The sequence below is a fragment of the Microbacterium sp. Leaf436 genome, assembly GCF_001424715.1.
Taxonomy (GTDB): Bacteria; Actinomycetota; Actinomycetes; order Actinomycetales; family Microbacteriaceae; genus Microbacterium.
The window spans coordinates 63,158-77,709 of sequence record NZ_LMRB01000003.1; the positions used below are offsets into that span (position 1 = coordinate 63,158).

Below are 14,552 nucleotides of genomic sequence, written 5' to 3' on the forward strand. Positions count from 1 at the left end.
ATGACCGACACCCCCGCCCCTCCACGCTCGTCGCCGCTGCACGATCGGCACGAGGCCCTCGGCGCCTCGTTCACCGACTTCGGCGGCTGGAACATGCCCGTGCGCTACACCTCCGACCTCGCCGAGCACCACGCGGTGCGCACGGCCGCGGGCCTGTTCGACATCTCGCACATGGCCGAGTTCTGGGTGCAGGGCGGCCGCGCCGCGGACTTCCTCGACTTCGTGCTCGCCGGCCGCATCTCCACCATGCGCGTCGGCAAGGCCAAGTACTCCCTCGTTCTGGCCGACGACGGCGGAATCGTGGACGACGTCATCGTCTACCGCACCGGTGAGGACTACTTCCTGGTGATCGCGAACGCCGGGAACCGGGATGCCGTGGCCGCGGCGTTCGACGGTGCCCGCGCCACGTGGTCGTCGGCGCAGGCGTTCCTCGACGGTCCCCTCGAGGGCACCGATTACGCCGTCACGTCCGGTGGGGCCATCCCGCGGGTCGAAGACGTCACCGACCAGCTCGCGCTCATCGCCCTCCAGGGCCCCGAGGCCCTCGGCATCCTGAGCTCCACCCCGGGAGTCGAGATCACCGGCACGGCCCTGGACGAGCTGGGCTACTACGCCTGGACCGACGGCACCTTCCAGGGTGCCTCGCTGTTCGTGGCCCGCACCGGGTACACCGGCGAGGACGGCTACGAGCTGCTCATCCCCACCGCCCAGGCCGGCGCCATGTGGGACGCCGCGCTCGCCGCGGGCGCCGATCGCGGACTCGTCCCCTGCGGCCTCGCCGCGCGCGACACGCTGCGCCTCGAGGCGGGGATGCCGCTGTACGGCCACGAGCTCTCGCGCGACATCGTTCCCGCGCAGGCCGGCCTCGGCCGCGTCGTCGCCGTCGACAAGGCGGCCTTCATCGGCAAGGACGGCGTGGCGTCGAGCCCCGCCGACGCCCCCGTGCTCGTCGGGCTCGTGTCGGAGGGCCGTCGCGCGGGCCGCGCCGGTTACTCCGTGCTCCGCGGCGACGACACCGTCGGCGAGATCACCAGCGGTGCCCTCAGCCCCACCCTCGGCCACCCCGTGGCCATGGCTTTCGTCGCGCCGTCGGCGAGCGAGCCCGGAACCGAACTGACCATCGACGTGCGCGGAACCCGCATCCCCGCCATCGTCACCGCCCTTCCCTTCTATCGGAGAAACGCATGACCGACCTCACCGCCCTCAGCTACACGTCCGAGCACGAGTGGATCTCCCTCGAGGGGGACATCGCGACCGTCGGCATCACCGACTTCGCCGCCGACAAGCTCGGCGACGTCGTCTTCGTCGAGCTGCCCGGCGCCGACTCCGCGGTCGCCGCGGGCGACGTCTGCGGCGAGATCGAGTCGACCAAGTCGGTCGGCGAGCTCTATGCCCCTCTCACCGGCACCGTCGTCGAGGTGAACGACGCGGTCGTCGACGACCCCTCGCTCGTCAACGCCGAGCCGTTCGCCGGCGGGTGGCTCATCAAGATCCGCGTCGAGGGCGATCTGCCCGAGGGCCTCCTCGACCGCGCCGCGTACGAGGAACTCACCGCATGAGCACCCTCCTTCCCGCGCGGACCGATACCGCCGCGCCCGCCGTCTTCGTCGATCGCCACATCGGCATCGATGCCGCAGCGCAAGCCCGCATGCTCGAGGTCGTCGGGTACGACAGCGTCGAGGCGCTCGTCGAGACCGCCGTTCCGGCATCCATCCACGTGCAGCAGCGGGCGACCAGCTCGATCCCGACCGCGGCCACCGAGGCCGAGGCGCTGGCGGAGCTGCGGGAGCTCGCCTCCGCGAACCGCTCGGCGCGACCGCTGATCGGGCTGGGGTACTACGACACCTTCACCCCCTCGGTGATCGCCCGCAACGTGCTCGAGAACCCCTCGTGGTACACCGCGTACACGCCCTACCAGCCCGAGATCTCGCAGGGCCGACTCGAAGCTCTCATCAACTTCCAGACGATGGTGACCGACCTGACGGGCCTCGCCACGGCGAACGCCTCGATGCTCGACGAGTCCACCGCGGTCGTCGAGGGCATGCTCGTCGCCCGCCGCGCGTCGAAGGCGAAGACCGACGTCTTCCTCGTCGACGTCGACACCCTGCCGCAGACCAAGGCGCTGCTGCACCACCGCGCCGCCGCCGTCGGCATCCGCATCGAGGAGACCTCGTTCGCGGGGGAGCTGCCCGAGGCGTTCGGCGCGTTCGTGCAGTACCCCGGCGCCACGGGGCGCGTGTGGGACTTCTCGGCCGTCGCCGACGCCGTCCACGCCGCGGGCGGTCTCGTCGTCGCCGCCGCCGACCTCTTGGCGCTGACCCTGCTGCGCTCGCCCGGCGCCCTCGGTGCCGACGTCGCGGTGGGAACCACCCAGCGCTTCGGCGTGCCGCTCGGCTTCGGTGGTCCGCACGCGGGCTACATGGCCGTGCGCGCGGGCCTCGAACGCCAGCTCCCCGGCCGCCTCGTGGGCGTGTCGCAGGATGCCGTGGGAGCCCCCGCGTACCGCCTGTCGCTGCAGACGCGCGAACAGCACATCCGTCGCGAGAAGGCGACCTCGAACATCTGCACCGCCCAGGTGCTGCTGGCCGTGATGGCGGCGATGTACGCGGTGTACCACGGCCCGCAGGGGCTGCGGGGGATCGCGACGCGCGTCGCGCGGAAGGCCGACATCCTGGCATCCGCCCTGCGTTCGTACGACCTGACGCTGGCGAGCGACGCGTTCTTCGACACCGTGCGCGTGCACGTGCCGGGGCGCGCCCAAGACGTGGTCGACCGGGCGCGCGAGCGCGGCTATCAGCTGCTGTGGGTCGACGACGCGACCGTGGGGGTCTCGGTCGACGAGACGACGACGGATGCCGACCTCGCGGCCGTCCTCGACGCGTTCGGCCTCGCGAGCGACGACCTGCCCGAGGGCGTCGCCCTCCGCGGCGTGGACGAGGCGCTGCACCGCGACGACGAGTACCTCACGCACCCCGTCTTCCACACGCACCGCAGCGAGACGGCCATGATGCGGTACCTCAAGAGCCTCGCCGATCGCGACTACGCGCTCGATCGCGGCATGATCCCGCTGGGGTCGTGCACGATGAAGCTGAACGCGGCGACCGAGATGGCCGCGGTGTCGTGGCCCGAGTTCTCACGGGTGCACCCGTTCGCCCCCGAGGCCGACGTGCACGGCTACCTCGAGATGATCGAGCAGCTCGAGCGCTGGCTCGCCGAGGTCACCGGCTACGACGCCGTCTCGCTGCAGCCGAACGCCGGGTCGCAGGGCGAGCTCGCGGGACTCCTCGCCATCCGCGGCTACCACCTCGCGAACGGCGACACCGAGCGCACGGTGTGCCTCATCCCCTCGTCGGCGCACGGCACGAACGCGGCCTCGGCGGTCCTGGCGGGCATGAAGGTCGTCGTCGTCGCGTGCGACGAGGCGGGGAACGTCGACCTCGACGATCTGCGGGCCAAGATCGCCCAGCACGCCGAGTCGCTCTCGGCGCTGATGATCACGTACCCCTCGACCCACGGCGTGTACGAGCACGACGTGCTCGAGATCACCCAGGCCGTGCACGACGCCGGTGGACAGGTGTACGTCGACGGGGCGAACCTCAACGCGCTGCTCGGCTTCGCCCGCTTCGGCGACCTGGGCGGCGACGTGTCGCACCTGAACCTCCACAAGACGTTCGCGATCCCGCACGGCGGTGGGGGCCCGGGCGTCGGCCCGGTCGCCGCGAAGGCGCACCTCGCGCCGTTCCTGCCCTCGCATCCGTTCTCGCAGCGCGCCGACCACGCCGGCGGCGTGTTCGACGGGGGACCCGTGTCGGCCGCGCCACACGGGTCGGCGGGGATCCTGCCCATCTCGTGGGCCTACGTGCGCATGATGGGGGCCGAGGGGCTTCGCCAGGCCACGGCCGCGGCCGTGCTGTCGGCCAACTACATCGCCGTGCGCCTGCGCGAGCACTACCCGGTGCTGTACGCGGGCGAGGGCGGTCTGGTCGCGCACGAGTGCATCCTCGACCTGCGCCCGCTCAAGGAGCAGACCGGGGTCACCGTCGACGACGTGGCCAAGCGTCTGATCGACTACGGCTTCCACGCCCCGACGATGTCGTTCCCGGTCGCCGGCACCCTCATGGTGGAACCGACCGAGAGTGAAGACCTCGCCGAGCTCGACCGGTTCGTGGATGCCATGATCGCGATCAAGCACGAGGCCGACGCCGTCGCCGCGGGGGAGTGGCCCGCCGACGACAACCCGCTCGTGAACGCGCCGCACACCGCCGAGACCGTGGTCGTGGGCGAGTGGGAGCACGCGTACTCGCGCGAGACCGCGGTGTACCCCGTGCGTTCTCTGATCCGCGGCAAGTACTGGCCCCCGGTACGCCGCATCGACCAGGCGTACGGCGATCGCAACCTCGTGTGCTCGTGCCCTCCGCCGGAGGCGTTCGCCTGAGCGCCGCGTGAGTGCGGCGGCGATCCCGGCCGGGTTCCGGGATCGCCGCCGGATCGTTCGCCGACGGCCCGGACGGGGGTTCGCACAGGAGGCGTTTAGTACAGTTCGGGTGTGCACCACGGGCTGACTGACCACTCACGACCGACTCGACGACGCGGACGGGGGCGGTCGATCGCCCTGATCGCCGCCTGTGCCATCGTGCTCGCCGGATGCGCGGCGCCCGACGCGGCACCCGCGCCCGAGCCGGAGGCCCGCACCAGCCTCACGGTCGGCGTGGTCGGCAGCCTCACGAGCTTCAACGCCGAGAGTCGCACCGGCGACACGGCGGCCAATCGTGCGGTGTCCGAGCTGCTCGACGAGCAACTCGGTTCGCTCGACGGCGACCTGCAGGTCGTCCCGAACGACGGCCTCGGACGCATCACCCGCGTCGAGGGCGACCCCCTGAAGGTCAGCTACGAGCTGTTCACCGACCGCACGTGGTCGGACGGCACGCCCGTCACCCTCGACGACCTGCTGTTCGGCTGGGCGGTGTCGTCGCACTTCTTCGACGACGCCACGTACGACGCCACCGGGCAGATCGTCTCGGGCACGCGGTACTTCGACACCGCAGCCCCCGCCGACCCCAACGCGCGCACGGCGCGCCCGAGCATCGACCGTGCCGCCGACACCCTGACCCTCACCTATGACGAGCCGTTCGCCGACTGGAACCGCCAGTGGCTGCTCGATCGGCCGGTCCACGTCGTCGCGCAGCGCGCCGGGGTGAGTGTGAAAGACCTGCTCACCGCCATCCTCACGGTCCCCGAGGGCGACCCGACGGCGCCCGTCGCCCCCAACCCCGTGCTGGCGGCCGCCGCGCAGGCCTGGAACACGGGCTTCGACGTGCCCGCGGGAACGGCTCCCGATCCGGCATCCGTCGTCGCCGCCGGCCCCTGGACCGTCGCTTCGGCCACGACGGACACCCTCACCCTGGCCCGGCGCGACAGCTACCAGGGCGCGCACTTCCCCGGGCTCGAGGGTCTCACGGTGCGCTTCTTCGCGGATCGTGCGGCGCAGCTCTCGGCGATCGAGGCGGGAATGGTCGACGTGGCGAACATCGGCGACCTCGACGAGGACGAGCTGAAGACGCTCACCGACGCCGGTCTGCAGGTGGTCACCGGGCCCACCACCGAGACCCTGCAGCTGCGGTTCGCCAACGGCACCGCCCCCGCCCTGCGAGAGGCCACCTCGCGTTCGCTCGACCGCTCGGTGATCGTGAAGGACGCGCTGGGCACCGTGCGGCCCGACGCGCAGCCGCTGCAGTCGTTCCTGTCGTCGCCCGCGGCCGGTCAGCTCTATCGCGACCTCACCTCGGGCAACGGTGCGCCGGGAACGGGGAGCGACGTCGACGGTGCGCGCGAGGCGCTCGACGACCGCGCCGCGGTGCTGCGGGTGGGGTACGACGCCACCGACGAGATCTCGGCGCAGGTCTTCACGCGCATGGTGACGATGGGGGCGACCGCGGGCATCGCCGTGCGCGTCGCGACCGAGACCGAGACTCCGGATGCCACCCTCGCCTGGGTCGGAGAAGACGAGAGCCTGTACCGCTCGGCCCGCGATCGGATCGCCGAGGGGGTCGACGGGCCCGACACCGCGCGCCTGTTCGCCGGACTCACGAACGACACCGACCCGGTCGACGTGCTCGCCGCGGCGAAGAAGATCGATCAGTCGCTGTTCACCGCGTACGCCGGGGTGCCCCTGCTCGAGCGCACGGGCGCGGTCGTGACCGCCGCCGGCGTCGGGGGAGTGGCCTACACGTCGCAACCGAACGGCCTGCCGCCCGCATTCTGGACCTGGACGCCGCCGCAGCCCTGATCGCGAGGTCCGCCGTGGCGGCCCGACCGCCGCCGATTCAGCGCGATTCGTGCCGCCCGTGGGGCGTCACGGGGTGACGGTCGGCGACGGTGTGGGCGTGACCGCGGGGGTGGGCGGGGCGAAGATCGCGGGCCACCACGCCGCTGCCAGCGGGTAGCCCACGAAGGCCACGATGTCGATGATGGTGTGCGCCACGACGAGCGGCATGACGCGGCCCCAGCGCTTGTAGCACCAGCCGAACACGAGTCCCATGACGACGTTGCCCAGCGCCGAGGGCCACCCCTGGTAGAGGTGATAGCTGCCGCGCAGCAACGCCGTCGACACGATGATCCCCGTCCACGACCAGCCGAGGCGTCGCAGGCGGTCGAAGAGGTACCCGAGGAAGATGACCTCCTCGGTGAGCCCCGCCCGAAGGGCCGCGAGCACCAGCAGAGCGATGACCCACCACGACGAGTCCAGGGGGGCCGGAACGACGGCGATGCTCTGGCCGAGCGCACGTCCGATCGCGTACACCCCGATCCCCGGAACGCCGATCAGCAAAAGCAGCAGCACCCCGCGCAGAATGTCGCTGCCGAACCGCCGGAAATCCAGGCCGATCCGGTGCAGAGCATTGTTCGCCGGCTCCCACAAGAGGAAGACGACGAGCGCGACCAGAGCCAGCGAGAACGCGATGTCCAGGAACTGGTAGACGGCGTCCCAGAGCGGTTCGGCGCTGCGCGACGGATTCAACTGCGTCTGCTGCTGCGAGATGGGCGCCCGGGTTACGGTGCGCACGAACGACACCACCGAGTAGATCGCGGACTGGCCCACGGTGATGAGCAGGACGAGGGCGATCTCCCAGATCAGTCGTCGTCGTCGATACGTCGCGTCGCCCTCGCCGAGGGAGGGCGGGTCGGAGAACGGATGCCGGGTCACACCGTGTATCTAACACCGGCGGGCGATGACCGATGGGTGCGCGCACGAGCATCGGTGGGGGATGCTCGGCCGCTTCCGGGTATGACACAGAACGGGGTTGTCAGAATGCTCTACGCAACCGCGCTCAAGTTAAAGGTCTGTAACGAATTGCCCAGGAGTTTTGACCATCCGGAAGCCTTTATCTATCGTTTCGGTATCCACGGCTTCCCCCTGCCACTCGCGTGTCGGGGGTGCCCGTCCACTCTGCACTGGAGGCAAAGTGTCTGAAAAGACTCGGCGCATGCGCGCCCTTACGGCGGGAGCAGGAGTCGCGGTCGCGGCTCTGGCCCTTGCCGGTTGCACCACCACCGCCACCCCCGAGGGCGGTGCGTCGTCCACCGGCGGCACCGTCACCATCGCCACGACGAACGCGTTCACCTCGTTCAACGGCGACACCCCCGAGGCCAACCTCGACACCAACGGCATGGTCGGTTACCTGACCGGTGTCAGCGGCGGCCTGGGCCTCGGTGGCTTCCAGCGCCTCGACAAGGACTTCTCGATCCTCGACAACACCGACTTCGGCACGTACGAGACGGTCTCCGAGGACCCCCTCACGGTCAAGTACACGATCAACGAGGGTCTCACCTGGTCGGATGGCGAGCCCATCAACGCCGATGACATGCTCGTCAACTGGGCCATCAACTCGGGCTACTTCGACGACGCCAAGCTCGACCCCGCCACCAGCGAGGTCACCAACGGCGGCACGCAGTACTTCAGCCTCGCCGGCAGCACCGCGGGTCTCGACACCACCGCGTTCCCCACGATCAGCGACGACAACATGTCGATGACGCTCGTGTACTCGAAGCCCTTCGTGGACTACGAGCTCGTCAACCCGATCGGCAAGCCGGCCCACGTGCTGGCCGAGAAGGCGGGCGTGTCGGAGTCCGAGTTCGTCGACCTGCTCAAGTCGCTGCCCGAGGGCAACCCCGACGCGCCCGTCGCCCCCAACGCGACGCTCAAGGCCGCGGCCGACTTCTGGAACACCGGCTACGACGTCACCGCCATGCCGACCGACCAGAGCCTGCTCGTCGCGAGCGGTCCGTTCATCGTGACCGACTTCACGCCCGAGCAGAGCATCACGCTGGGCAAGAACCCCAACTACAAGGGCGAGATGTCGCCCGCGTACGACCAGCTGATCATCCGCTTCATCGGCGACTCGAACGCTCAGGTCACGGCGCTCCAGAACGGTGAGGTCCAGGCCATCCAGCCGCAGGCCTCCGCCGACACGCTGACCGCGCTCGAGAACGCGAACGCCACGGTCCACTCGGGCAGCCAGCTCGCGTACGACCACGTCGACCTGACCTTCGGCGGTGTCTTCGCCGACGCCAACGTCCGTGAGGCCTTCCTCAAGACGATCCCGCGCCAGCAGATCCTCGACTCGATCATCAAGCCGGTCAACCCCGACGCCGAGGTGCTCAACTCGCAGATCTTCCTGCCGACCGACGGCGACCAGTACACCACCGCCGTCTCCTCGAGCGGATACGACGCGTTCACCGAGCCCGACATCGAGGGCGCCAAGGCGCTGCTCAACGGTGCCACCCCGACCGTTCGCATCCTTTACAACACCAACAACCCGAACCGTGTCGACAGCTTCCGCGCCATCCAGCAGTCGGCGCAGCAGGCCGGCTTCGTGATCGAGGACGCCGGTTCGCCCGACTGGAGCAAGCTCCTCGGCAGCGGCAGCTACGACGCGTCGATCTTCGGTTGGGTCTCGCCCGGTGCCGGTAACGCCGCGCTCCCGCAGATCTTCAAGAGCGGCGGCGGCGGTAACTACAACAACTACAGCAACTCGGCCGTCGACACCCTCGTCGACGAGACCCAGGTCACGGTCGACACGACCAAGCTGGCCGACCTCAAGGTGCAGATCGACACGGCCACGGCGAAGGACTTCTACGGTCTGCCGCTGTTCCAGTCGCCCGGTCTGTTCGCTGACAACGGTTCCGTGACGGGCGTCGACTACTTCGGCGGCCAGACCGGCATCGTCTGGAACGCACAGGAGTGGACGCTCGCGGGTTGATGACCCGTTGATCCCTCGTGAGGCGCCGGAGTCGCTCGGCTCCGGCGCCTCACTTCGTCTGCGCGCGGCGCGCTCTGTGCGCCGCGCCCGCGACTATCCTTTCCAGGGCGCCGTCTCCGCGTCCGTCACCCGATCGAAAGAAGACCTCCCGCGATGGTCGGATTCATTCTCAGGCGCATCGCCGTCTCGATCCTGGTTCTGCTTGCAGCATCGTTCATCATGTACGTGCTCGCCGCCAACGCCGGCGACCCCCTCCAGGACCTCCGCGACAGCACCGCCGCCAACCGCGACCAGCTGATCGCCGCCCGCGTCGCCGCGCTCGACCTAAACGTGCCCGCGCCGCTGCGTTACTTCCTCTGGCTGGGCGGCGCCGCCGGCTGCCTCATCCCCTTCGCCGGAACCTGCAACCTGGGTCTGACGATCAGCAATGCCCCCGTCCTCGACATCCTGCCCACCGCGGTCGGCTCCACCCTCCAGCTCGTGACGGCGTCGTTCGTGCTGGCGATCGTGCTGGGCATCGTGGTCGGTGTCGTCTCGGCCCTGCGCCAGTACAGCGGCTTCGACTTCGGCATCACGCTGCTGAGCTTCTTCCTCTTCTCGCTGCCGTCGTTCCTCGTGGCGGTGCTGCTGAAGGAGTTCCTGGCCCTCGGCTTCAACAGTTTCCTCGAGTCGGCCACCTCGATCCCGATCTGGGTGATCGTCCTCCTGGCGGTCGTGTCGGCCGTCGTCTGGCAGGCCATGATCGGCGGCGAGGCGCGTCGTCGCCTGATCGTCGGCGCCACCGCCGCCGCGGCGACCGTGGCGCTGCTGGTGTACTTCAACGTCACCGACTGGTTCCGCAACCCCGGGTTCGGTCCCGTGGGCCTGCTGCTGATCATCGCCGGTGTGGTCGTCATCGTCACGGCCCTCATCGCCGGGCTCACCAACCGTCGCGCCCTCATCGTCGCGGCGCTCAACGGCGCGATCTCGTACCTCTGCTTCTTCCTGCTGCAGGGACTGTTCGACATCTCCACGCCCGCGACGATCATCATCATCGGCCTCGTCGCCGTGGTCGTCGGCCTCGCCACGGGCTACCTGCTCGGCGCCCCCGACCGCGGCATGACCGCGCGCATCGGCGGCCTCGTGGCGTTCCTGTCGTTCGCGCTCGTGATCCTCGACCGCTACATGCAGTCGTGGCCGGCATACGTCAACAACCCGCGCATCAACGGTCGCCCCATCGCGACGGTCGGTGCCGTCACCCCCGGGTTCAACGGCGACATGTGGATCACGGGCATCGACAGCTTCACCCACCTGCTGCTCCCGACGATCTCGCTGCTGCTGATCTCGTTCGCGGGATACACGCGCTACGCCCGCGCGGGCATGCTCGAGGTGATGAACCAGGACTTCATCCGCACGGCCCGCGCCAAGGGTCTGCCGGAGCGGACGGTCATCCTGCGCCACGGCCTGCGCAACATGCTCATCCCGATCGTGACGCTCGTCGCGACCGACGTCGGAGCCCTCCTGGGTGGCGCGGTCATCACCGAGAAGGTCTTCGCGATCTCGGGCATGGGCCAGCTGTTCGTGACCTCCATCCAGCGTGTGGACGTGAACCCGGTGATGGGCTACTTCATCGTCATCGCGATCACCGCCATCGTCTTCAACTTCCTGGCCGATCTCGCCTACGCGGCGCTCGACCCCCGAGTGCGAGTGGTCGCATGATCGCCGCCGTCCGATTCCCGGAGGTCTCCCGATGACTCAGATGCTTCCCGAACCCGCGAACGTCGATGCGCCGGTCCCGGCCGACGAGCGCGACACCGTCGGGGTGAGCCAGGGACGGCTCGTCCTGCGTCGCTTCCTGTCGAACAAGATCTCCGTCGTCTCCGGCATCCTGTTCGTGCTGCTGGCGATCTTCTCGATCTCGGCGATCGGCCTGGGGCCCATCCCCGGCTGGTGGAAATACGACTACACGTCGCTGAACCCGCAGAACGACGGCGGGGCGCCGACGCTGTCGGTCTTCCCCTTCTCGCTGGGCGAGCACCCGTTCGGTCAGGACCGCATCGGCATCGACTACTTCGCGATGACGATGCGCGGCATCCAGAACTCGATCCTCGTGATGATCATCATCAGCTTCGTGGGCACCACGGTCGGCACCGTCATCGGCGCCCTCGCCGGGTACTACCGCGGCTGGGTGGATGCCGTCCTCATGCGCATCACCGACGTGTTCATCGTCATCCCGATCATCGTGATCGGCGCCGTCGTCGGTCGAGCGACGGGCGGCCTCGGTGTGATCCCGCTGGCGTTCTTCCTCGCGATGGTGTCGTGGACGACGATCGCCCGCCTGGTGCGCGCCGAGTTCCTGTCGCTGCGCGAGCGCGAGTTCGTCGAGGCCGCCCGCGTGGCGGGTGCCAGCGACGCGCGCATCATCTTCAAGCACATCCTGCCCAACGCCATCGGCGTGGTCATCGTGGCGGCGACGCTCCTCGCCGCCTCGGCGATCCTGCTCGAGACCGCGTTGAGCTACCTGCAGCTCGGCGTGCGCCCGCCCGACGTGTCGCTGGGTCTGATCATCTCCGACAACCAGTCCGCGTTCTCGACGCGACCCTGGCTGTTCTGGTGGCCCGCGGTGTTCATCGTGCTGCTGGCGGTGCTGGTCAACTTCGTCGGCGACGGCCTGCGCGACGCCTTCGACCCCCGTCAGAAGCGCTTCTCGCTGCGTCGCACGAAAGAGACGTCGGCGTCGTCGACCACCGCTCCCGCGAGCACGCAGGCGCGGGTGCACCCGGAGACCCCGTCGTCATGACGCTCGCCTTCGCGCGGGTGTCAGCCCAGGGCGACCGCCGCGACGAGACCGGCCGCGCCGGCCACGAGCAGCACGAGGTTGCCCGTGCGGACGCCCACGTGCACGCGGACGCTCTCGGCGACACCCGCCTCGATGCGTCCGGCTTCGCGCAGCGCGTGCCAGCGGGTTCGCACCATCTCGGCGGCGCGTCCGGAGTCGGTGTTCGGCAGCTCGCCGGGGCGCGTCTGCGGCGTCGACGGGCTGTCGCTGCGGCGGTGGGCGCGAGCGGCGCGGAGCGATCCGGTCGCGCCGGGCGCCGGTGCGGCGGTGACGCCGATGCGACGTCCGGGCGTGTGCAGCTGCAGCGAGTACCGCGTGTCGACGTGGATGAGCGCCGCCCACGGCACGAGGTAGCGCAGGGCGATGTTGTCGACCTGCACGCCGTCGTCGTCGACGGACACCGAGGGCGACCACAGGATGCCGGTGACCAGGGCGGCCGCTCCCAGCGCGCCCACGATCACGAGGGCGGGCGCCTCGCTCGCCCCGGGCGTGACGAGCAGACCGATCGCCACGACGGCGATGATCGCCCAGACGATGCCGCACAGGACTCGGGTGAACGTCGAACGGAACGTCTGGCGTGGCATCCTCCGATTCTTTCATTCCCCGATCACTCACTCCCGCTCGGCGGGACCGAGAGGACAATCTCATGAGCACGACCGAGAAGGCGGCCATCCCCGCCCTCGAGATGACCGACGTCAGCGTCGACTTCGCGGTCGACGACGTGTGGGTTCCCGCCGCGAAGCACCTCACCTACTCGATCGCGCGCGGCCAGGTCGTCGCGGTGGTCGGCGAGTCGGGCTCGGGCAAGAGCGTCAGCTCGATGGCCGTGCTCGACCTGCTGCCGCGCAACAGCCGCGTCACCGGCAGCATCAAGGTCAACGGCCGCGAGGTCACCGGCCTGTCGGCATCGCAGATGCGGCAGCTGCGCGGTCCCGAGGTCGCGGCGATCTTCCAGGAGCCGATGACGGCCCTGAACCCCGTGCTGACGGTGGGGTCGCAGATCATCGAGGCGCTGCGCGCGCACACCCCGATCGCTCCCACGCAGGCCAAGGCCCGCGCGATGGAGCTGCTCGAGATGGTCGGGCTCCCCGACCCGGCCAAAGCCTTCGCCTCGTACCCGCACCAGCTGTCGGGCGGCCAGCGCCAGCGCGCCATGATCGCGCAGTCGATCAGCCTGGAGCCGGCGCTGCTCATCGCCGACGAGCCCACGACCGCGCTCGACGTGACCGTGCAGGCCGAGATCCTCGATCTCATCCGCGACCTGCGCGACCGCCTCGACTCCGCGGTGCTGCTCATCACGCACGACATGGGCGTCGTGGCCGACCTCGCGGACTGGATCGTCGTGATGAAGTCCGGCGACATCGTCGAGCAGGGGCCGGCCGCGAAGGTGCTGGGCGACCCGCAGGACGCCTACACGAAGGAACTGCTGGCCTCGGTCCCGCGCCTGGGCGAGACCCTCGAGGGCGAAGCCACGGTCGACGTGGTCGAGGCATTGGCCACCGCGGTGGCCAGTGGTCCCGCCCGCACCGAGACGATCGCCCTCGCCGTCGCCGCCCCCGAGATCGCCCACCCGGTGCTGCAGCTCGACAACGTCTCGATCGAGTACGGCAAGAAAGGACGCGTCGCCGCCTTCCGCGCCGTCGACGACGTCACGCTGGGCATCGCCGAGGGCGAGATCGTCGGACTGGTCGGAGAGTCGGGGTCGGGCAAGTCGACCATCGGCCGCGCCGCCATCGGTCTGCAGCCCATCGCCGACGGTCGTCTGGTGGTCGACGGCGTCGACATCTCGAGCGGTTCGCGCAAGCTCATCAAGTCGCTGCGCCGCCGCGTGGGCATCGTGTTCCAGGACCCGTCGTCGTCGCTGAACCCGCGCCTGCCGATCGGCGAGTCCATCGGCGAGCCGCTGTTCCTCGCCGGTGAGGCCAAGGGCGCCGAGCTCGACGCGCGCATCGAGAAGCTGCTCGACGAGGTGCGTCTTCCGCGCAGCTACCGCAACCGCTACCCGCACGAGCTGTCGGGCGGGCAGAAGCAGCGCGTGGGCATCGCGCGCGCCCTCTCGCTGCAGCCGCGTCTGCTGGTCGCCGACGAGCCCACGAGCGCGCTCGACGTCTCCGTGCAGGCCCGCGTGCTCGAACTTCTCAGCGAGCTGCAGAAGGAGCACCGTTTCGCGTGCCTGTTCATCAGCCACGACCTCGCCGTCGTGGATGCCATGGCCGATCGCATCGTGGTGCTCAACCGCGGCAAGATCGCCGAGCAGGGCACCCGCGATCAGATCCTGCGCGCACCGAAGCAGCAGTACACGCAGCGACTCATCGCCGCGATCCCGGTGCCCGATGTCGAGGTCCAGGCCGCGCGCCGCGAGCTTCGCCACGAGCTGCTGAAGGACAACCCCGCCTCCTGAGGTGCCGGAAAGGGGCGGGATTCCGAGGAATCCCGCCCCTTTCTGCTGTCTGCCAGGCTGCGCGGCGGGCGCCCGG

At 69.8% G+C, this 14,552-nt stretch carries 10 protein-coding genes; 8 read left to right on the forward strand and 2 right to left on the reverse strand.

Annotated features, from left to right (window positions below; all coding sequences use genetic code 11):
• The 4 genes from ASG45_RS09240 to ASG45_RS09255 all read left to right on the forward strand — a co-directional run bounded on the left by ASG45_RS09240 (position 1) and on the right by ASG45_RS09255 (position 6,286).
• Positions 1-1,188, forward strand: a complete 1,188-nt coding sequence (locus ASG45_RS09240; RefSeq protein WP_055836174.1) for a glycine cleavage system aminomethyltransferase GcvT — start codon at positions 1-3, stop codon at positions 1,186-1,188.
• A complete protein-coding gene (gcvH, locus tag ASG45_RS09245) occupies positions 1,185-1,559 on the forward strand; it encodes a glycine cleavage system protein GcvH (protein ID WP_055836177.1) in 375 nt (124 codons plus the stop codon). The genes ASG45_RS09240 and gcvH overlap by 4 nt, the downstream gene beginning before the upstream one ends.
• Positions 1,556-4,435 carry an aminomethyl-transferring glycine dehydrogenase gene (gcvP, locus tag ASG45_RS09250; protein ID WP_055836180.1) on the forward strand — a complete coding sequence of 960 codons (2,880 nt, stop codon included), beginning with the start codon at positions 1,556-1,558 and terminating at the stop codon, positions 4,433-4,435. Before gcvH ends, gcvP begins: the two co-directional genes overlap by 4 nt.
• A 111-nt stretch (positions 4,436-4,546) precedes the next feature.
• Positions 4,547-6,286 (forward strand): ABC transporter substrate-binding protein, encoded by a 1,740-nt coding sequence (locus tag ASG45_RS09255; protein WP_082516548.1) that lies wholly within the window; start codon positions 4,547-4,549, stop codon positions 6,284-6,286.
• Positions 6,287-6,352: 66 nt separating this feature from the next.
• On the opposite strand, the gene ASG45_RS09260 is transcribed toward ASG45_RS09255, so the two are convergent.
• Positions 6,353-7,201 carry a CPBP family intramembrane glutamic endopeptidase gene (locus tag ASG45_RS09260; protein ID WP_055836187.1) on the reverse strand — a complete coding sequence of 283 codons (849 nt, stop codon included), beginning with the start codon at positions 7,199-7,201 and terminating at the stop codon, positions 6,353-6,355.
• A gap of 280 nt (positions 7,202-7,481) precedes the next feature.
• Between ASG45_RS09260 and ASG45_RS09265 the strand changes: the two genes are divergently transcribed.
• The 3 genes from ASG45_RS09265 (at position 7,482) to ASG45_RS09275 (ending at position 12,036) form a co-directional block, all read left to right on the forward strand.
• Entirely contained in the window at positions 7,482-9,257 is a 1,776-nt protein-coding gene (locus tag ASG45_RS09265; protein ID WP_055836189.1) for an ABC transporter family substrate-binding protein, read from the forward strand.
• A 153-nt stretch (positions 9,258-9,410) separates the two neighbouring features.
• Positions 9,411-10,955 (forward strand): ABC transporter permease, encoded by a 1,545-nt coding sequence (locus tag ASG45_RS09270; RefSeq protein WP_055836193.1) that lies wholly within the window; start codon positions 9,411-9,413, stop codon positions 10,953-10,955.
• A gap of 31 nt (positions 10,956-10,986) precedes the next feature.
• The gene (locus tag ASG45_RS09275) at positions 10,987-12,036 is read left to right on the forward strand and encodes an ABC transporter permease (RefSeq protein WP_055836196.1); all 1,050 of its coding nucleotides are present in this window, start codon (positions 10,987-10,989) and stop codon (positions 12,034-12,036) included.
• Between the two features lie 20 nt (positions 12,037-12,056).
• Here ASG45_RS09275 and ASG45_RS09280 read toward each other — a convergent pair whose 3' ends face one another.
• Positions 12,057-12,659 carry a PH domain-containing protein gene (locus ASG45_RS09280; RefSeq protein ID WP_055836199.1) on the reverse strand — a complete coding sequence of 201 codons (603 nt, stop codon included), beginning with the start codon at positions 12,657-12,659 and terminating at the stop codon, positions 12,057-12,059.
• A 62-nt stretch (positions 12,660-12,721) separates the two neighbouring features.
• Here ASG45_RS09280 and ASG45_RS09285 point away from each other — a divergent pair, with 62 nt between their 5' ends.
• Complete coding sequence (locus tag ASG45_RS09285) at positions 12,722-14,476, forward strand: dipeptide ABC transporter ATP-binding protein (RefSeq protein ID WP_055836202.1); 1,755 nt, start codon at positions 12,722-12,724, stop codon at positions 14,474-14,476.
• Positions 14,477-14,552: the final 76 nt, after the last annotated feature.

Excerpts from the sequence above, each read along its gene's own strand:
- ASG45_RS09240 (WP_055836174.1), top strand. The coding sequence starts at position 1 with ATGACCGACACCCCCGCCCCTCCACGCTCGTCGCCGCTGCACGATCGG.
- gcvH (WP_055836177.1), top strand. The coding sequence starts at position 1,185 with ATGACCGACCTCACCGCCCTCAGCTACACGTCCGAGCACGAGTGGATC.
- gcvP (WP_055836180.1), top strand. The coding sequence starts at position 1,556 with ATGAGCACCCTCCTTCCCGCGCGGACCGATACCGCCGCGCCCGCCGTC.
- ASG45_RS09265 (WP_055836189.1), top strand. The coding sequence starts at position 7,482 with ATGCGCGCCCTTACGGCGGGAGCAGGAGTCGCGGTCGCGGCTCTGGCC.
- ASG45_RS09270 (WP_055836193.1), top strand. The coding sequence starts at position 9,411 with ATGGTCGGATTCATTCTCAGGCGCATCGCCGTCTCGATCCTGGTTCTG.
- ASG45_RS09275 (WP_055836196.1), top strand. The coding sequence starts at position 10,987 with ATGACTCAGATGCTTCCCGAACCCGCGAACGTCGATGCGCCGGTCCCG.
- ASG45_RS09280 (WP_055836199.1), bottom strand. The coding sequence starts at position 12,659 with ATGCCACGCCAGACGTTCCGTTCGACGTTCACCCGAGTCCTGTGCGGC.
- ASG45_RS09285 (WP_055836202.1), top strand. The coding sequence starts at position 12,722 with ATGAGCACGACCGAGAAGGCGGCCATCCCCGCCCTCGAGATGACCGAC.